We start from the raw sequence: 16,851 nt of genomic DNA on the forward strand, positions 1-16,851 counted from the left end.
GGGAACAGATTTTCAGGAGTTCGCAATGAGCAGTCTAATCCCGATCCAGTTTCAGGCTATTGACGTCGACGCAATGACGCAGGCTGAAGGCCGCGTTGTCATCATCATATCGCCGGACGGCAAGATGAGCCCCGCCGTTCGCCGCGCGAACCGTCTGACCCGTGGCACCGTGGCGCGTCTGGTTGAAAGCGACCGCTTTGCAAAGGTTAAGTCAGGGGATGTGCTGTCGCTTGCATGGCCAACCGGCATGGCGGCCGAGGCGCTGGACATTCTGGTTCTGTCGCGCCGTCCGGACGCGGCCGAGGCACGCAAGGCCGGCGCAAAGCTGGCGAAACTGGCCGACAACCGGGATGTGCTTGTGATGGCCGGTAATCAGGTTAGGTCCGAAGAACTGGCGCTTGGGATCGCTCTGCGCAGTTACGATTTCGATGCGCACAAGTCGAAAGAATCCGAACGCACCGCCAATGTCACGATCAGCCACCAAAAACCGGATGAGGTTGAGGCTGCGTTTGCACCGCTCTACGCCATTGCGGACGGGGTGCGGATGACGCGCGATCTGACCAACGAACCGGCCAATGTTCTGACCACGACCGAATTTGCCGACCGTCTGGCCGAGATGAAAGACCTTGGTCTTGAGGTTGAAGTACTGGAAGAAGACAAGCTGGCCGAACTGGGGATGCGCACGCTGCTAAGCGTCGGGCAGGGCTCGGTTAGCCCGTCCAAGGTTGTGGTGATGCAGTGGAACGGCGGCAATAAAGGTGACGCACCGCTTGCCCTTGTCGGTAAGGGGGTTGTGTTCGACACGGGCGGCATTTCACTGAAGCCCGCCGGTGGCATGGAAGATATGACCATGGATATGGGCGGTGCGGGTGTCGTCGCTGGCACAATGCGCGCGCTGGCCAAACGCAAGGCCAAGGCCAATGTGGTCGGGCTAGTGGGGTTGGTCGAGAACATGCCCTCGGGCAACGCAACGCGCCCGGGCGATGTGGTCAAGTCGATGAAAGGTGACACGGTCGAGATCATCAACACAGATGCCGAAGGCCGTTTGGTCCTGTGCGACGTTATGTGGTACGCGCAAGAGCGGTTCAGCCCCGTGGGCATGGTTGATCTGGCGACGCTGACGGGTGCGATTATCATCGGGTTGGGTCATGAAAACGCAGGGGTGTTTTCGAACAACGACACGTTCTGCAACGCCTTCCTGAAAGCGGCTGGGGCAGAGGACGAGGGTGCCTGGCGGATGCCATTGGGCAAGGCCTATGACGACCTGCTGAAATCGCGCATCGCCGATGTGAAGAACGTGGGCGGACGGCCTGCGGGCTCGATAACAGCGGCGCAGTTCCTTCAGCGTTTCGTGAAAGAGGAAACCCCTTGGATTCACCTTGATATCGCCGGCGTCGCCTCGGTCGCGGCCGAGACATCCTATGCGCCGAAAGGTGCAACCGGGTGGGGTGTGCGCGCACTGAGCCGATTTGTGCAGGACAATTTCGAGTAAGTCCGTGGGTGCCGTCTATTTCTACCACCTGACCCGCAAGCCGCTGGAACATACTCTGCCGGTTCTTCTGGACAAGGCGCGGCAGGCCGGGTGGAAGATCGCCGTGCGGGGTACCGATCCCGCGCGGATGGACTGGCTGGACGAAAGACTGTGGCTGGGGCCAGATGACGGGTTCTTACCCCATGGTAGGGCAGGAGGCCCGCATGATGCCAAGCAGCCCATTTTGCTGACGACCGAGATGCAGGCCGCAAATGGACCGTCTTGCGTGATGGCCGTCGACGGCGCACTTGTCGAACCGGATGAGGTGAACGCACTGGAACGTGTGTGCATCCTGTTTGACGGCAACGACCCGCAGGCGGTTCAACATGCCCGGGGGCAGTGGAAAGCGTTGACCGGCGCCGGATGCACCGCCAAATACTGGTCCGAGGAGTCGGGCCGATGGGAGATGAAGTCCGAGGCGTAATGCCTCTTCTTCAATGATATTTCAGGAGATTGAGAGATGGAAATGAAGCCCTTGGGCCGCACGGGTATCATGGTCACCGACCTGTGTCTGGGGACAATGACCTTTGGCACTCAGACCACCGAAGCCGATGCACATACGCAGATCGACATGGCACTGGACGCTGGTATCAACTTTGTCGATGCGGCTGAGATGTATCCGGTGAACCCCATATCGAAAGAGACTGTCGGGCGCACAGAAGAGATATTGGGTAACTGGAACGCCGCGCATTCGTCCCGGCGGGCTGATTATGTTCTGGCCACCAAGCATTCGGGGGCTGGTTTTGCGCATGCGCGAGATGGTGCGCCGATCTCGGGTCAGACAATCCCCGAGGCGATCGAAGGGTCGCTGCGCCGCCTGAAAACGGACTGCATCGACCTGTATCAGTTCCACTGGCCGAACCGGGGCAGCTATATGTTCCGGCAGAACTGGACCTATGCGCCGTCGGGTCACAACACCGACGAGGTGTTGGACAATATGCGGGAATGTCTTGAGGCGCTTCAGGCGCAGGTCGACAAGGGCAATATCCGCGCCTTTGGCCTGTCGAACGAAAGCGCATGGGGCACCGCACAATGGTTGCGTCTGGCCGAGGACGGAGCAGGGCCCCGAGTCGCTTCGGTGCAGAACGAATACTCGTTAATGTGCCGGCATTTCGATACGGATATGGCCGAGCTGAGTGTTCATGAGGATGTGGGTTTGATGGCTTTTTCGCCTCTGGCTGCCGGGTTCCTCACTGGAAAGTATCAGGGTGGCGCGGTGCCTGAAGGGTCGCGAATGTCATTGGTACCTGAAATGGGCGGGCGGCATCGAGCGCGTGCGTTTGATGCGGTGGAGGCTTATCTAGAGGTGGCCGCGCGCCATGGACTGGACCCTGTGCATATGGCGTTGGCCTGGTGCCAGACACGCCCATTCATGATGTCCGCGATCTTTGGTGCAACATCAGTCGAGCAACTTGCCCACATCCTGAGCGGCAAGGACCTGCAGTTGTCGGACGAGGTTTTGGCGGACATTACCGAGGCGCACCGCGCGCATCCAATGCCGTTCTAGGGGGCTCTGCCCCCGCCCGCGCGTGCCGCGCGACTCCCCCGGGATATTTTTAGCCAGATGAAGGGGGATCCGGTCAGTGATGTGTGGGGTGCGTCCGGTCTTGTCGCAGATCGCGGGCAGACAGGCCGTGGGCGGTACGGAAGGCACGGGCGAAACTGGACTGCGAGCCGAAGCCCGTGGCAAGCGCCACATCCATCAGAGGCATGTCGGTGTCGGTGACCAGACGGCGCGCCTCGGCCAGACGCAGTTGCAGGTAGTGATCTTGCGGCGTGGTGTTCAGGCGTAGACGGAACTGCTGCTGTAGTGTGCGGGGGCTGGTTCCGAGGGTCTCGGCGATGTCGGCAAGCGGCAAGGGTTCATCCAGTGACGATTCCATCAGGGTGTTGGCTTTGGCTGTCAGCGCCGTGTGGCGGTGCGGTGCGCCGATGCGACTTTGCGGTTTCGTCGGGGCAGGGGCGCCATCGTAGAGGAAAAGGCCGGACACCCGTGCGGCAAATCCTGCCCCGTGCCGGGCGGCGATTATGTGCAGCATCATTTCAACGGCCGGAATGGCCCCGCCGGATGTCAGGCGATTGCCCGAGACCGTGTAACGGTCAGGGCGCACGTCAACCTCGGGGAACCGGTCGGCAAAGTTGTCCAAATCTTCCCAATGCGTGGTGGCGGCATGACCGTCCAGAAGACCAGCTTCGGCGAGCAGCCAGGGGCCGCCGTCTATGCCGGCCATGGTTGCGCCGCTGCTGGCAATGCGGCGCAAACCGGCCAGCAGGCTGGGTGTCGCGTGGCGCGCCAGTTGGAACCCGGCAATCACTATCATTAGATCGCAACCCTGCAGGCGGGCCAGGGGAGCTCCGGGAACGGTCAGTGCGCTGGTCAGCATCGCGGGTTCCGCCGTTGCGGTTACATAGTCCCAGTCAAAGGCCGGGCGATCTGCTAGGCGATTGGCTGCGCGCATCGGGTCAACGGCCGAGGCGAAGCTTAGCGTGTTGCATTCGTCCAGCACCAAAACCGCCGTTTTCAGGGCGCGGTGTTCGGGCTGCAGTATGTTTTTTGCGGATTTCATCAAGTCTGATTCGCATTCTGGCAAGTGTTTTCACAAGGCTGCGTCAGACTCGGGCCCGAAAGCAAATCGGAATCCGGGGAGAAGTCTGGGGAAAACCCAAGGCAAAACCGGGTATAACTTGGGGAAAACGTCATGCCTCTGGAAATGAACCGCGAAGTCTTCATCACATGTGCCATTACTGGATCAGGCGGAACACAGGATCGCAGCCCACATGTGCCGCGCTCGCCGCAGCAGATTGCCGAAAGTGCGATTGCGGCAGCCAAGGCCGGGGCCGCCGTTGTCCATTGCCATGTGCGCGACCCGGAGACCGGAGTGCCCAGCCGCCGTCTGGACCTGTATCGTGAGGTTACGGACCGCATTCGCGACGCTGATGTGGACGTTGTGTTGAACCTTACTGCAGGGATGGGTGGGGACATCGTGTTTGGCGGGGTGGAAAGCCCGTTTCCGGTGGCTGAAGGGACCGACATGATCGGCGCGTCCGAGCGTGTGGCGCACATCGCCGAATGCCTGCCTGAGATTTGCACCTTGGATTGCGGCACCATGAATTTCGCCGAGGCGGATTATGTCATGACCAACACCCCCGGCGCATTGCGGGCCATGGGACAGATGATGACGGATATGGGTGTTAAGCCCGAGATCGAGGCCTTTGACACCGGCCATCTGTGGTTTGCCAAACAATTGGTGAAAGAGGGGATGCTGGCGCCAAACGCTTTGGTTCAACTGTGCATGGGTGTGCCATGGGGCGCGCCGGACGATCTGAACACCTTTATGGCGATGGTGAACAATGTGCCCGATGACTGGACGTTCAGTGCGTTTTCGTTGGGGCGGAACCAGATGGCTTATGTGGCGGCCTCGGTGTTGGCGGGTGGCAATGTGCGTGTGGGGTTGGAGGACAATCTGTGGTTGGACAAAGGTGTTCTCGCCGAAAACTGGCAGTTGGTCGAGCGAGCGGGGACCATCATCGAAAATATGGGGGCGAAGGTCATTGGGCCTGCTGAGGTGCGAGAGAAGCTTGGTTTGACCAAGCGTGCGCCTGTGGCGAAGTAGGCGTGGATTGGGGGTCAGCCCCCAAACCCCCGGGATATTTTTAGCCAGATGAAGAGGCGGATCGACGTGAAGACAGCGGCAATCATTGGTGGCGGCGTGATCGGCGGCGGGTGGGCTGCGCGGTTTTTGCTGAACGGGTGGGATGTGCGGGTTTGTGACCCGGACCCCGAGGCCGAGCGCAAGATCGGGGAGGTTCTGGACAATGCGCGGCGGTCGCTGCCGGGGTTGAGTGATGTGCCGTTGCCGCCCGAGGGCGTGCTGAGTTTCCATGCCGATTTGGCCGAGGCTGTGCAGGGCGCGGAGTGGATACAGGAAAGCGTGCCCGAGCGGTTGGACCTGAAGTTGAATGTTTACAGGGGGTTGCAAGAGGCGTGTGATCCGGGGACGATCATCGGGTCATCGACCAGCGGGTTCAAACCTTCTGAACTGCAAGAAGGTGCGCTGCGGCCTGAACAGATTGTGGTGACGCATCCGTTCAATCCGGTCTATCTGCTGCCTCTCATCGAACTGGTGCCGACGGACAAGAACCCGTCTGAGATGGTCGAGCGCGCGCAGGGGCTGCTGAAATCCGTCGGTTTCTTCCCTCTGCACATCAAGAAAGAGATCGACGCCCATATTGCGGACCGTTTCCTTGAGGCTGTCTGGCGCGAGGCGCTGTGGTTGGTCAAGGATGGCATCGCCACCACCGAAGAGGTTGATGAGGCGATCCGCATGGGGTTTGGCATCCGCTGGGCGCAGATGGGCCTGTTCGAGACCTACCGCGTGGCGGGCGGTGAGGCCGGGATGCGGCACTTTATGGCGCAGTTCGGGCCGGCGCTGAAATGGCCGTGGACCAAGCTGATGGACGTGCCCGAGTTCACTGATGAGCTGGTCGATATGATCGCCGATCAGTCGGATGCGCAATCGGGGATGCACTCGATCCGTGAATTGGAGCGCATTCGGGACAACAACCTTGTGGGCATGATGCGGGCGCTCAAGGCGCAGAACTGGGGTGCTGGGGCGGTCCTGAACCAGCATGATTCCGTGTTGAAGCCCGGTGCCTTGCCAACGATCGACCAAGCCGACCTGAGCCAGCCGATTCTGACCGTCGCGCGTGCAGTGCCGTTGGATTGGACGGACTATAACGGCCACATGAACGAGGCGCGCTATCTGGAAGCCTTTGCCGCCGCCACTGACCGGTTCATGGAGATCATGGGCTGTGATGCGGACTATATCGCCTCGGGCGGTAGCTATTTCACCGCCGAAAACCACATTCGGTATATCGACGAAGTACATGCGGGCGCGAAGATTGAGGTGCGCACGCAGTTGTTGCTGGGGCAGGGCAAGAAGCTGCATGTTTTCCACAGCATGTATGAGGGTGACAAGCTTCTGGCCACGGGCGAGAGCTTCCTGCTTCATGTCAGTCTTGAGACCCGCCGACCCAGTGCTCCGTCAGCCGAGATTGAGGCAGCGATGGCCCGGATTTCCGAAGCGCAGGCCGCCTTGCCGTATCCCGAAGGCGCGGGTGCTGCGATCCGCAAACCGTCATGAGCGGGCGTGTTCTGATTACAGCCGGCGCTTCGGGCGTTGGCCGGGCCATGGCCGAAGCGTTTGACGCGGCGGGTGCGCAAGTCTGGGTGGCGGACCTGGATCCCGACGCCCTGTCGCATTGCCCGTCGCATTGGCGAAAGTCCGAAATCAACGTGGCTGAGGAATTCACTGTCGCGGATATCTTCGCGAAGATCGAAGCCGAGTGGGGCGGGTTGGATACGTTATGTGCCAATGCAGGCGTTGCCGGGCCGACGGCCGTGGTCGAGGACGTGGGGATTGAGGATTGGCGGGCGTGCCTGTCCGTGAATCTTGAAGGTGCGTTCCTGTGCGCTAAGTACGCCGCGCCGATTATGAAACGTCAACAAAGCGGGGCTGTGGTGATCACATCTTCGACTGCCGGGCAATACGGATACCCCAACCGCGCGCCCTATGCGGCGGCGAAATGGGGGGTAATCGGTCTGGCCAAGACGCTTGCCATGGAGCTTGGGCCGTTTGGCGTGCGTTGCAACACGATCTGCCCCGGCGCTGTAGAAGGCCCGCGCATGGAAGGCGTGCTAGCGCGTGAAGCAGCGGCCAAAGGGATGACCCGTGACCAAGTGTATAATGGCTACGCGTCTGGCACTTCGATGGGGCGGTTTGTCGAAGGACGGGACATCGCGGATATGGCCGTGTTCCTTGCCTCAGATGCGGCACGGCTGGTGTCGGGGCAGGTGATCGCCGTGGACGGCCATACCGTCAACCCCGATCCAAAACTCTGACTATCCTTGATTTGGCCCGCGTATTTGGCGGATGGTCTGACGAACCGCCTGCCAGTCCTGCGCTTGCTGCATGTTTCCGGCGGCTTGGCATTCGCGCATTTTAAGCGCGGCTTCGGCCTCGGCCCGGTCACCATGCGCCGAATAAAGGGCGCGTGCGTATTGTGCAGTTTGTAGTGCGTCCATTCCTGTGGTCCTCCGTCTGTGGTCGGAATGCCCGTAAGTTCGCGCCAATTGACGATAACACAGGTTGGTGGCTAACGCATCTTTTCGCGTAACGACTTCAAATGGCTTGGGAAATCCCGTGCAGTCACGTCGGCCTCGCGGACCAGGGTGTCAAAGTGGCGCGTGAAGGTTTCGATCCGATCACGGTCTCGGAACGCCATATAATGACTTCCGGCATAAAACACACACAGCAGCGGGCCAAATATCGTGACGGGTGCAGAATAAAGCCGCTTTGCATCAAACAGATAGATGCGCATTCGTGGGTAGAGTTGTTCGCACAAGGCAAGCAGATGGTCGATCTGTTCCCGACGCGTCTGAAGATCCAACCCATGATAATAACCGGTCGCGTTCGCAAAGCTGTCGATTTCAAACAGCGGCATCGCGACTTCGTAATCTGATTGTGCCCGGCGCATCCAGGTCAGGCGGTCTTCTGACGCTCCGATTGCTTGATCTGCCGTTCTGCCCAGATGCGGCGCGTATTCCCATTCCAGTACTGCGCGGGTTTTCAACATGTCAGGTAAAGTTGCTGGAACATAACGGATTTTGTAGCCTGCAGCCTCTTTGTGCCATTCAAATATCCGTTCATCCACAAGGGCGCGTGGCGCTTCTGTCATGGTAAGTGAACTGGCCAGCAACTCGGCGGCGCTTTCGGGGCGGTCAGACAGGCTCAGCAGCCAATCTGCCGATACGCCCAAGGCCGATGCGCAACTGCCGACCACATGCGCGTTCGGCAAGCGCGCGCCATCAAGCGTCAAAAGCTGCGACACAGTTGAGCGGTCCACGCCGATCTCACGTGCCAGCGCGCTTTGACTGACCCGCCTTTCTTCCATGGCGCGGGCAAGGCGCTGTCGGAACTGTGCTGCGCGGTCTCGTTTGTCGATTTTTTTCTGCATGTGTTTAAAAATATCACATTTGATGAATTTTGTTAATCATATTCAGAATTTTCAACCTGACTTGTTGTCCGTAATTCTTGAGACATAACAAGAATATGGGTGACGGAATGGAAACACGACGAAGATCGGTCGTGAAGGCTGTGCTGTGGAATGCGATGGGGCTGATTGTCATGACCCTTGTTGGGGTGGTGGCAACAGGGTCCGCTGCAATCGGCGGGACATTGGCGATTGTGAACACCGCGATCGGTCTGACCTTTTACGTAATTTACGAGCGCGTTTGGGCAGGTATCACGTGGGGTCGCAATGTCTGAGCGTGAGGGGCCCGAGTGGATCACCTTCGCGCTAATTCTGACATGTTATGCAGCTTGGCTGGGCGTGATTTTCTACGCGCCTACATGGATGGCAATCCCGGCGATGGGATGTGTAGCTGCCATGCATTCCTCGCTGACGCATGAAGCGTTGCACGGGCATCCATTCCGGCAAAACTGGTTGAATGAGGCTTTGATGGCCTTGCCGTTGACGCTGTTCATTCCGTATCAGCGTTTTAGGGACCTGCATCTTGCCCACCACAGGGACGCAACCTTGACCGACCCGTATGATGACCCGGAGTCGAATTACCTCGACCCGAAGGTTTGGGGCCGTCTGCGCGGTTGGCAACGGCTGCTGCTGTCTGCGAATAACACTCTGCTGGGTCGTATCGTTCTGGGCCCGGCGATTGGGCAATATGTCTTCACGCGGGATGAGCTGCGCGCCGCCTTTCGCGGTGACTGGAATGTTCTGCGGGCGTGGGCGCTGCATCTTTTCGGAGTCGCTGTTGTTCTTGGGGTCGTTGCGCAGTCCGGTATGCCGATTTGGGCCTATGTCACGTCTGCCTATATCGGACTTGGTCTGGTGAAGATCCGAACCTTTCTGGAACACAGGGCACACGAAGATGCAGGTGCCAGAACCGTCATCGTCGAAGACCGTGGGCCTCTGGCGTTTCTGTTTCTGAACAATAACTTGCACGTGGTTCATCACATGAATCCTGCCGCGCCTTGGTACAAGCTGCCATCTTTGTATCAAGAGGGGAAAGACCGCTATCTGACCAGAAACAGCGCCTATGTGTATCGCTCTTACGCCGAAATTTTCCGTGCGTTCTTCGTGCGTGCGAAGGATCCGGTTGCCCATCCGCTCTGGCCAAGGGATTGATTTAAGGCCACAAGGGTCGGCATGAGCCTTTGGATTCCCGTCACTCTCGCGGCCGCTTCGTTTCAAACCGTTCGCTTCATGCTGCAAAAATCGCTGAGCAACGTGAAGCTGAGTGCGGCTGGCGCGACTTTTGCGCGGTTTGCGTATTCGATGCCTCTGGCGGTGCTAGGGTTGGCTGTGGCTTTGATGCTGACAGGGTATGGCCTGCCGCATCTGACCGCCAAATTTTGGCTGTTCGCCGTGATTGGCGGGACAACTCAGATTCTGGCGACGATCTGTGTGGTCGCTTTGTTCAAGCAGCGCAATTTTGCCGTTGGGATCACTTTCAAGAAAACCGAGGTTATCCAGACCGCCATTGTGGGATTTCTGGTCCTTGGGGATCAGGTGTCGGCGGGGGCGTTCGCGGCCATCATTCTGGGGCTGACAGCGGTTCTGCTGTTGTCGAAAAACCCAGGCGGGGATGGCGTGTGGTGGAAACACCTGACCAATCGCGCCTCGCGATTGGGGCTTGGGTCGGGTGTCCTGTTCGCGTTTTCCTCGGTCAGTTACCGGGGGGCGTCGTTGGAATTGGGTGATATCGACGCGTGGTTCCGGGCGCTGGTGACACTGGCTGTTGTGGTGTCGTTCCAGTTTCTCAGCATGGGGCTTTGGCTTTTGTGGCGGGACCGGGCTGAATTACGGGCTGTCTGGGACACGCGCCGGACCGGAGTATTTGTCGGCCTCACTAGCCTGAGCGGGTCATTTTGCTGGTTTCTGGCCTTCACATTGCAGAACGCGGCATATGTCAAAGCGCTGGGACAGGTCGAGTTGATTCTGAGCCTTTTCGCCACGCTGCTGTTCTTCCGCGAGACTATCACCCGGCGCGAGATCGCCGGGATGACATTGCTGGGCGCTTCAATAGTTGTGCTGGTGTTGTCGATTTAACCGGCGCGGCGCTCATCAAAGCTGAGCGCGATAAAGCTGGGCATATGATCGCCCATTCCTACAACAGTCGCGCCACCACCGTCGCGACGATTGCGGCCCTTGGGCTCTTTTTCCCTTTTACGGTCGCTCTTTTTGCTGTCGCTTTTCTTTTCATCCGACGGCTTGGCTTTTTTCTCTTGCTTGGGCTCGTCCGATTTCGGTTCGTCCTTGATCGGATTGTCGATCCGGGGAATTTCCTTCTGGATCAGCTTTTCGATCGCATCCAACGCCTTTTCATCGCGGCCCGAACAGATGGTGATTGCCTTGCCCTCACGACCGGCACGACCCGTTCGGCCAATTCGGTGAACGTAATCTTCGGCATGGCCGGGCACGTCAAAGTTGAACACGTGGCTGACCGACGGGATATCCAGACCCCGCGCGGCCACGTCCGAGGCCACCAACAAGCGCAGCGACCCGTCGCGGAACCCGTCCAGTGTTTTCATACGCTGCGACTGGTCCAGATCACCATGGATGGCGGCGGCGTTGTAGCCGTATTTCTTTAGCGATTTCGCGCAGATATCAACATCCGTCTTGCGGTTGCAGAAGATGATCGCGTTCGTACATTTGTCGCCTTCGGCGTCGATCAGCGCGCGCAGGACCTTGCGTTTATTGCTGGCCTCACGGTCGCGGCGACCACCTTTGAACATGACCACGCCCTGTTCGATTGTTTCAGACGCCGTCGCCTGGCGGGCAACCTCGATGCGGGCAGGGGCTGACAGGAACGTGTCGGTAATACGCTCGATCTCAGAGGCCATGGTGGCCGAAAAGAACAGTGTCTGGCGGGTGAATGGGGTCAGCGAAAAGATGCGCTCGATATCGGGGATAAAGCCCATATCCAGCATCCGGTCAGCCTCATCCACGACCATGATCTGAACGCCGGTCAGCAGCAGCTTGCCACGTTCGAAATGGTCCAGCAGACGGCCGGGCGTGGCGATCAGAACGTCGACGCCACGGTCGATCAGCGCCTCTTGTTCCTTGAAGCTGACGCCGCCGATCAACAGCGCTTTGGTCAGTTTCAGGTGCTTGGTATAAGTGTCGAAGTTCTCGGCTACCTGCGCGGCCAGTTCCCGCGTCGGGCACAGCACCAGCGATCGCGGCATCCGCGCACGTGCGCGGCCACGGGCCAGCAGGGTGATCATCGGCAGAGTAAAACTTGCGGTTTTGCCGGTACCCGTCTGGGCGATGCCCAGAACATCCTTGCCCTCAAGCGCAGGGGGAATCGCACCTTCCTGGATCGGCGTTGGGGTTTCGTATCCGGCTTCCTCAATGGCTTTGAGGACCTTCGGGTTCAGGTTCAGTTCGTTAAACTTTGTCATGTATGTCCGTTTTTGCGGACACTAGACCTGGCCCGCGCGTCAAAGGAATGCCGGGTCCGGATGACCATACGCAGCAGCGCGCATTTCGGCTTGGGCGGGGACATAACAAAAACGTCGATCAGCGTCAAATGAAGACACGTTAACGTAACGGCGCTCCGTGATAGTCTGGATTTCGCGCAACAATTCAGACGCTTCCGGGGAAGTGTTTCGCGAGCTTTTCGTCCAGATTAAGCGGGCGATGGCGGATCAACCCATGTTGTTCCAATCGCGCGTAAACCTCAGGGTCTGTGCCGCTGATTTCATCGTAAAACGCACGAAGCCCCGCTTCGCCACCTTCGGTCATTATCCAGTTCAGCAGTTCGTTCATGTTCAACCCGCCCTGTTCGCGTGGCACGTTCGGGGACATTCCCGCCCTGTATGATCCGCTTTGCATCCGAAATTGGACATGCGTCCGAAAATGATCCCAGTCAGGCGCGTGGCGGTGGCACAGGTCGATTCCGGGTAACTCGGTATTTACCGGGCGCATCTCTCCGTTCTGAAACAGGTTGTGGATGCGGAAATTGATCCGCGGCAGGCCGGTACGTACAAAGAGCTTGCCTTGAACATGGCTCAAGAACCCACCCAAGACAAAGGCACCGTAATTCGGATAAAGCGTCTGCATAATCCCGTCGCGGCCCTGACCGGTTGGAATATAGGCCTTGTACTGATCCTGCGTGCCCCCGATGGGTTCGATCGGACGGACGCGAACCGCGGGAACGTCATCGGAAATCTCTGCCAACTGTTCGTCAATAGGGGTCGCGGTCCACAGGAATTCGTCCAGATCAATATGAGTCAGCCAGTCAACTTGTGTTTTTCGATAGGTAAAGCTGGCATTCGCGGTCTGTCGCACCTGATGCGTATCGGGCCTTTCGCGTTGCCTGTAGGCCCAGAACCTAGCATCGCATATGCGAACCTCGACCTTCGGGTGGCGAATAAGCACATTGAAGGCGTCGGCGCAGGGCTCGTCCAGAAACAGAAAGATTTGATCGGCCCCAAGATCGAGGTGATAGGCCACAAACCGCAGGATGTCCTTTGCCGATCCCCGAACGGTTGATACGATGCCCCAAGTCGTCATTGCCGTGTCTTTTGCCGCGCCGCGCGCATCTCACGCATCAGTTTCAGGCGTCGGAATACGGTACCGGGGTCCGCGTTGAGCCTGTTCAGCAGATGATCGGCCAACGGTGCAATGGTTGGGTCGGTCAAAGCCTTGGACCAGATCGGCGCAATAAGGTTGATATCCAGTCCACCGCTGTCCAGCGAAAACCCTTCCATCCCCATTGGCAGGACGGCATCGACTTTACGTCGCAGGCGAAAGGCATCCGGGGGTGGGTGGCCGGAAAACAGACGTTCAAACTCATACAGTTTGACCAGACCAAACAACATGCGCAGGGTATGACCGACCTCACGTTGGGTCGGGTTTATGCCGTGATCTGCAAATGTCTGCACCGAGGATACCAGCCAACGCAGGTCCAATACCTGCAACAGATGCGCCGATTGCTCGACCCAGAGGCGCTGAAATAGGGTTGGGCATTGTGCGGGAAAATCCCTTTTGCGCAGGTTTGCGATCACCTGAGCGTTCAGGAATGCCAGTTCAGTCGAGCCCACAAACTCTTCCGCGATCCGCGCCCGTTTGCGCGCCCAAGATGTGTTGGGCGACCCCGGACCCAGCCGCACCGCATCCTCAGCAACGATTTGAACAGTCAAAGGATCCAGAGCGGCATCAGCAGGCGGCAGCGTTTCAGGGCCAAAGTCGAACGGGGCGCGGCGGCCCTCAAAACGGTCCAGCATGCCTGCCAGACCGTCGGAATAGGTCAGGTCAATCTCGCTCATGCTCGCGAGGTTGCAGAGGAGTGTTTGCCACTGCAATCAAACCATCATTTCCTTGGTCGCCGTCAGGTTCAATGCGGGATAGTCCCGCACTACCCGGTCGATATCCCATTGCAGGCGAGTCAGATAAACGATGTCGCCGTCATGGTCATGCGCGATGTGCTGTTTGTTGGCGTTGACGAATTTTTCAACCTCGACCTTGTCACCGCTGACCCAACGGGCCGAGGTGAACTGCGACGCTTCGAACCGCACGGGCAGGCCGTACTCCATCTCAATCCGATTGGCGAGAACTTCGAATTGCAGCGCACCGACCACACCTACGATAAAGCCAGACCCGATCGAGGGCTTGAACACTTTGGCCGCACCTTCCTCGGCAAACTGCATCAGCGCCTTTTCCAGGTGCTTGGCCTTTAACGGATCTGCCGCGCGGACGGTTTGCAGCAGTTCCGGCGCAAAGGACGGAATTCCGGTGACGCGCAACGCTTCACCCTCGGTCAGGGTGTCCCCGATGCGCAGTTGCCCGTGGTTGGGGATGCCGATGATGTCGCCGGCCCATGCCTCTTCGGCCAATTCCCGGTCCGAGGCCAGAAACAGCACCGGGTTCGAGATTGCCATGGGTTTTTTCGACCGTACATGAGTCAGCTTCATGCCGCGTTTGAAATGCCCCGAGGCCATTCGCACAAACGCTACGCGGTCGCGGTGCTTGGGGTCCATATTGGCCTGCACTTTGAAGACAAAGCCTGCGACCTTCTTTTCATCCGGCGCGATCTGACGCGGTTCGGCCGATTGCACCTGCGGCTGCGGGCCGTATGCGCCGATACCTTCCATCAGTTCCTTGACACCGAACGAGTTGATCGCCGAGCCGAACCAGATTGGCGTCATATGCCCCTCAAGCACTGCCTGCGGGTCGAGCTTGGGCAGCAATTCGCGCGCCATTTCGACCTCTTCCAGCAGTTTCTCAAGCAAGTGCTCGGGAACATGTTCGGCCAGTTTGGGGTCGTCCAAACCGTCGATCTGAATGCTTTCGGCCACTTTGTTGCGGTCGGCGCGGTCCATCAGTTCCAGCCGGTCGCGCAGCATATCGTAGCAGCCGATGAAGTCGCGCCCCACGCCAATCGGCCAGGCGGCGGGCGTGACGTCGATGGCCAGCATCTCTTGAATTTCGTCGATGATCTCGAACGTATCGCGGCTTTCGCGGTCCATCTTGTTACAGAAGGTCAGGATCGGCAGATCGCGCAGGCGGCAGACCTCGAACAATTTCTGCGTCTGGCTTTCCACACCTTTCGCGCCGTCGATCACCATGACGGCGGCATCCACGGCAGTCAGTGTGCGGTAGGTGTCTTCCGAGAAATCGCTGTGGCCGGGCGTGTCCACCAGGTTGAACCGGAAGTCCCCATAGTCAAATGACATGGCCGAGGCCGAGACCGAGATCCCGCGATCCTTCTCCATCTGCATGAAGTCCGATCGCGTGCGCCGTGCCTCACCCTTGGCGCGCACCTGACCAGCCATCTGGATCGCGCCACCATATAGCAGGAACTTTTCCGTCAGCGTCGTCTTGCCCGCATCGGGGTGCGAGATGATGGCGAATGTCCGGCGACGGGCGATCTCGGGCGGCAGGGAGGGTTGGTTCGAGGTATCAAGCATAATCGCGCGTATAGGCGGGGAATCCTGCCGAGGCAAGACAAAGGGGGTGGTTCGAATCGTACAGCTATGGCAATAAGAACATATAGTGAACAAAAAGTGGAGTGGATCAATGAATTTGAAAGAGATTGCCGATGAGCTGGTGGCTGGCTGTCGCGAAGACCGTGCCAAGGAAAATCTGGAAAAGCTCTATGCCGAGGATGCCGTTTCGGTCGAAGGGCAGGATTTCATGGATATGGGGCGCGAAACCCATGGCCGCGATGCGATCCGTGGTAAACACGAATGGTGGGAAGGTGCGCACGAGGTTTCGGGCGCTTCGGTGAGTGATCCAATGCCCCATGGCGAAGATCGCTTTGCGGTGATTTTTTCAGTGCAGGGCAAGGTAAAAGAAACCGGGGAAACCTTTGATATGCAAGAGGTTGGCGTCTATCATGTGGCGAACGGAAAAATTGTTCGGGAAGAGTTCTTTTACTGATCGTTCTTGAATTCTGGTCTTCCTTGTCTGGCCGGTGCTAGACATGGCAACAACAACAGATGGGGAGGATCAGATGGATCTGGGAATCAGAGGAAAACGCGCGCTGGTTTGTGCCAGTAGCAAGGGATTGGGACTGGGCTGTGCCGAGTCATTGGCCGCAGCGGGGGTCGATCTCGTGATGAACGCGCGCGGCTCCGAGGCGTTAGAATTTGAAGCTGCGCGGATACGCTCGGACTATGGCGTGGACGTGCAGACGGTGGCGTGCGATGTCACTTCACTGGACGGTCAGGAGCAGGTCATAAATGCTGCGCAGGGTGTTGATATCCTTGTGACAAACGCGGGTGGCCCCCCTCCGGGTATGTGGTCGGATTGGGAGCGTGAGGATTTTATCAAAGCGCTGGACGCCAACATGCTGACACCGATTGCCTTCATGAAAGCCTTGCTGCCGGGGATGATGGACAAGGGCTGGGGCCGCGTGGTCAATATCACCTCGCAATCCGTGCGCGCGCCAATTGCAGTGCTGGGCCTGTCGAATGCGGCGCGGACCGGGCTGACGGGCTATGTCGCCGGAACCGCGCGTCAGGTGGCCCCCCAAGGAGTAACGATCAACAATCTGTTGCCCGGCATTCATGCCACCGACCGTGCTGATGCGCTGGACAGCGGGGTTTCCTTGCAAAAGAACATCTCGATGGAAGACGCCCGTGCCGAACGCGCCGCCACGATCCCCGCGCGCCGCTATGGCACACGGCAGGAATTTGGCGCGGCCTGCGCTTTTCTGTGTTCTCAGCACGCGGGGTTTATCGTGGGTCAGAACATCCTGCTGGACGGCGGCGGGACCAACCTGACGATGTAAG

18 protein-coding genes are annotated in these 16,851 nt (G+C 58.8%); 11 read left to right on the forward strand and 7 right to left on the reverse strand.

All coding sequences use genetic code 11. The features are described from left to right. Positions 1–25: 25 nt before the first annotated feature. The 3 genes from RUESEDTHA_RS11390 to RUESEDTHA_RS11400 are packed head-to-tail and all read left to right on the forward strand — an operon-like array spanning position 26 to position 3,038. The gene (locus RUESEDTHA_RS11390; protein WP_180886944.1) at positions 26–1,492 is read left to right on the forward strand and encodes a leucyl aminopeptidase; all 1,467 of its coding nucleotides are present in this window, start codon (positions 26–28) and stop codon (positions 1,490–1,492) included. Positions 1,493–1,496: 4 nt separating this feature from the next. Beyond that, entirely contained in the window at positions 1,497–1,955 is a 459-nt protein-coding gene (locus RUESEDTHA_RS11395) for a DNA polymerase III subunit chi (protein ID WP_180886945.1), read from the forward strand. 36 nt (positions 1,956–1,991) lie between these two features. Beyond that, positions 1,992–3,038, forward strand: coding sequence for an aldo/keto reductase (locus RUESEDTHA_RS11400; RefSeq protein ID WP_180886946.1), 1,047 nt, complete (start codon positions 1,992–1,994; stop codon positions 3,036–3,038). Positions 3,039–3,111: 73 nt separating this feature from the next. Here RUESEDTHA_RS11400 and RUESEDTHA_RS11405 read toward each other — a convergent pair whose 3' ends face one another. Continuing rightward, the gene (locus RUESEDTHA_RS11405; RefSeq protein WP_180886948.1) at positions 3,112–4,098 is read right to left on the reverse strand and encodes a GlxA family transcriptional regulator; all 987 of its coding nucleotides are present in this window, start codon (positions 4,096–4,098) and stop codon (positions 3,112–3,114) included. A gap of 132 nt (positions 4,099–4,230) precedes the next feature. Between RUESEDTHA_RS11405 and RUESEDTHA_RS11410 the strand changes: the two genes are divergently transcribed. Genes RUESEDTHA_RS11410 through RUESEDTHA_RS11420 form a run of 3 tightly spaced genes read left to right on the forward strand, consistent with a single transcriptional unit; the run spans position 4,231 to position 7,433 of the window. Continuing rightward, positions 4,231–5,145 (forward strand): 3-keto-5-aminohexanoate cleavage protein, encoded by a 915-nt coding sequence (locus tag RUESEDTHA_RS11410; RefSeq protein ID WP_180886949.1) that lies wholly within the window; start codon positions 4,231–4,233, stop codon positions 5,143–5,145. 48 nt (positions 5,146–5,193) lie between these two features. After that, positions 5,194–6,675 (forward strand): carnitine 3-dehydrogenase, encoded by a 1,482-nt coding sequence (locus RUESEDTHA_RS11415; RefSeq protein ID WP_180886951.1) that lies wholly within the window; start codon positions 5,194–5,196, stop codon positions 6,673–6,675. Then, positions 6,672–7,433, forward strand: coding sequence for an SDR family oxidoreductase (locus RUESEDTHA_RS11420; protein ID WP_180886952.1), 762 nt, complete (start codon positions 6,672–6,674; stop codon positions 7,431–7,433). The genes RUESEDTHA_RS11415 and RUESEDTHA_RS11420 overlap by 4 nt, the downstream gene beginning before the upstream one ends. Here RUESEDTHA_RS11420 and RUESEDTHA_RS11425 read toward each other — a convergent pair whose 3' ends face one another. Next, the gene (locus tag RUESEDTHA_RS11425) at positions 7,434–7,616 is read right to left on the reverse strand and encodes a hypothetical protein (RefSeq protein WP_180886954.1); all 183 of its coding nucleotides are present in this window, start codon (positions 7,614–7,616) and stop codon (positions 7,434–7,436) included. It lies immediately after the preceding gene. Between the two features lie 71 nt (positions 7,617–7,687). After that, positions 7,688–8,548, reverse strand: coding sequence for a helix-turn-helix domain-containing protein (locus tag RUESEDTHA_RS11430; RefSeq protein WP_180886956.1), 861 nt, complete (start codon positions 8,546–8,548; stop codon positions 7,688–7,690). A 107-nt stretch (positions 8,549–8,655) separates the two neighbouring features. On the opposite strand from RUESEDTHA_RS11430, the gene RUESEDTHA_RS11435 reads away from it, so the two are divergent. The 3 genes from RUESEDTHA_RS11435 to RUESEDTHA_RS11445 are packed head-to-tail and all read left to right on the forward strand — an operon-like array spanning position 8,656 to position 10,660. After that, on the forward strand, positions 8,656–8,859 hold the full coding sequence (locus RUESEDTHA_RS11435; RefSeq protein ID WP_180886958.1) for a DUF2061 domain-containing protein: 204 nt from the start codon (positions 8,656–8,658) through the stop codon (positions 8,857–8,859). Continuing rightward, a complete protein-coding gene (locus tag RUESEDTHA_RS11440) occupies positions 8,852–9,736 on the forward strand; it encodes a fatty acid desaturase (protein WP_180886959.1) in 885 nt (294 codons plus the stop codon). Before RUESEDTHA_RS11435 ends, RUESEDTHA_RS11440 begins: the two co-directional genes overlap by 8 nt. 21 nt (positions 9,737–9,757) lie before the next feature. Beyond that, positions 9,758–10,660 (forward strand): DMT family transporter, encoded by a 903-nt coding sequence (locus RUESEDTHA_RS11445; protein ID WP_180886961.1) that lies wholly within the window; start codon positions 9,758–9,760, stop codon positions 10,658–10,660. Here the strand turns inward: RUESEDTHA_RS11445 and RUESEDTHA_RS11450 are convergent. The 4 genes from RUESEDTHA_RS11450 to RUESEDTHA_RS11465 all read right to left on the reverse strand — a co-directional run bounded on the left by RUESEDTHA_RS11450 (position 10,657) and on the right by RUESEDTHA_RS11465 (position 15,525). Beyond that, the gene (locus tag RUESEDTHA_RS11450; protein ID WP_180886962.1) at positions 10,657–12,015 is read right to left on the reverse strand and encodes a DEAD/DEAH box helicase; all 1,359 of its coding nucleotides are present in this window, start codon (positions 12,013–12,015) and stop codon (positions 10,657–10,659) included. The two genes, RUESEDTHA_RS11445 and RUESEDTHA_RS11450, sit on opposite strands and share 4 nt — an antisense overlap. Before the next feature lie 184 nt (positions 12,016–12,199). Further along, positions 12,200–13,129: a glycosyltransferase family 2 protein gene (locus RUESEDTHA_RS11455; protein WP_180886964.1), complete on the reverse strand. Its 930-nt coding sequence runs from the start codon at positions 13,127–13,129 to the stop codon at positions 12,200–12,202. Further along, the gene (locus tag RUESEDTHA_RS11460; RefSeq protein ID WP_180886965.1) at positions 13,126–13,884 is read right to left on the reverse strand and encodes a hypothetical protein; all 759 of its coding nucleotides are present in this window, start codon (positions 13,882–13,884) and stop codon (positions 13,126–13,128) included. The genes RUESEDTHA_RS11455 and RUESEDTHA_RS11460 overlap by 4 nt, the downstream gene beginning before the upstream one ends. 36 nt (positions 13,885–13,920) lie before the next feature. Then, complete coding sequence (locus RUESEDTHA_RS11465) at positions 13,921–15,525, reverse strand: peptide chain release factor 3 (protein WP_180886967.1); 1,605 nt, start codon at positions 15,523–15,525, stop codon at positions 13,921–13,923. Between the two features lie 109 nt (positions 15,526–15,634). Here RUESEDTHA_RS11465 and RUESEDTHA_RS11470 point away from each other — a divergent pair, with 109 nt between their 5' ends. Continuing rightward, on the forward strand, positions 15,635–15,997 hold the full coding sequence (locus RUESEDTHA_RS11470) for a nuclear transport factor 2 family protein (RefSeq protein ID WP_180886969.1): 363 nt from the start codon (positions 15,635–15,637) through the stop codon (positions 15,995–15,997). 73 nt (positions 15,998–16,070) lie between these two features. Continuing rightward, positions 16,071–16,850 (forward strand): SDR family oxidoreductase, encoded by a 780-nt coding sequence (locus RUESEDTHA_RS11475; RefSeq protein WP_180887301.1) that lies wholly within the window; start codon positions 16,071–16,073, stop codon positions 16,848–16,850. Position 16,851: the final 1 nt, after the last annotated feature.

It is taken from the genome of Ruegeria sp. THAF57 (assembly GCF_903914075.1).
In the GTDB taxonomy this organism is placed as follows: domain Bacteria; phylum Pseudomonadota; class Alphaproteobacteria; order Rhodobacterales; family Rhodobacteraceae; genus Ruegeria.

Bases quoted from the DNA above. Each gene is read 5' to 3' on its own strand.
- RUESEDTHA_RS11390 (WP_180886944.1), top strand. From the start codon at position 26: ATGAGCAGTCTAATCCCGATCCAGTTTCAGGCTATTGACGTCGACGCA.
- RUESEDTHA_RS11400 (WP_180886946.1), top strand. From the start codon at position 1,992: ATGGAAATGAAGCCCTTGGGCCGCACGGGTATCATGGTCACCGACCTG.
- RUESEDTHA_RS11405 (WP_180886948.1), bottom strand. From the start codon at position 4,098: ATGAAATCCGCAAAAAACATACTGCAGCCCGAACACCGCGCCCTGAAA.
- RUESEDTHA_RS11410 (WP_180886949.1), top strand. From the start codon at position 4,231: ATGCCTCTGGAAATGAACCGCGAAGTCTTCATCACATGTGCCATTACT.
- RUESEDTHA_RS11415 (WP_180886951.1), top strand. From the start codon at position 5,194: ATGAAGAGGCGGATCGACGTGAAGACAGCGGCAATCATTGGTGGCGGC.
- RUESEDTHA_RS11420 (WP_180886952.1), top strand. From the start codon at position 6,672: ATGAGCGGGCGTGTTCTGATTACAGCCGGCGCTTCGGGCGTTGGCCGG.
- RUESEDTHA_RS11425 (WP_180886954.1), bottom strand. From the start codon at position 7,616: ATGGACGCACTACAAACTGCACAATACGCACGCGCCCTTTATTCGGCG.
- RUESEDTHA_RS11430 (WP_180886956.1), bottom strand. From the start codon at position 8,548: ATGCAGAAAAAAATCGACAAACGAGACCGCGCAGCACAGTTCCGACAG.
- RUESEDTHA_RS11435 (WP_180886958.1), top strand. From the start codon at position 8,656: ATGGAAACACGACGAAGATCGGTCGTGAAGGCTGTGCTGTGGAATGCG.
- RUESEDTHA_RS11440 (WP_180886959.1), top strand. From the start codon at position 8,852: ATGTCTGAGCGTGAGGGGCCCGAGTGGATCACCTTCGCGCTAATTCTG.
- RUESEDTHA_RS11445 (WP_180886961.1), top strand. From the start codon at position 9,758: ATGAGCCTTTGGATTCCCGTCACTCTCGCGGCCGCTTCGTTTCAAACC.
- RUESEDTHA_RS11450 (WP_180886962.1), bottom strand. From the start codon at position 12,015: ATGACAAAGTTTAACGAACTGAACCTGAACCCGAAGGTCCTCAAAGCC.
- RUESEDTHA_RS11455 (WP_180886964.1), bottom strand. From the start codon at position 13,129: ATGACGACTTGGGGCATCGTATCAACCGTTCGGGGATCGGCAAAGGAC.
- RUESEDTHA_RS11460 (WP_180886965.1), bottom strand. From the start codon at position 13,884: ATGAGCGAGATTGACCTGACCTATTCCGACGGTCTGGCAGGCATGCTG.
- RUESEDTHA_RS11465 (WP_180886967.1), bottom strand. From the start codon at position 15,525: ATGCTTGATACCTCGAACCAACCCTCCCTGCCGCCCGAGATCGCCCGT.
- RUESEDTHA_RS11470 (WP_180886969.1), top strand. From the start codon at position 15,635: ATGAATTTGAAAGAGATTGCCGATGAGCTGGTGGCTGGCTGTCGCGAA.
- RUESEDTHA_RS11475 (WP_180887301.1), top strand. From the start codon at position 16,071: ATGGATCTGGGAATCAGAGGAAAACGCGCGCTGGTTTGTGCCAGTAGC.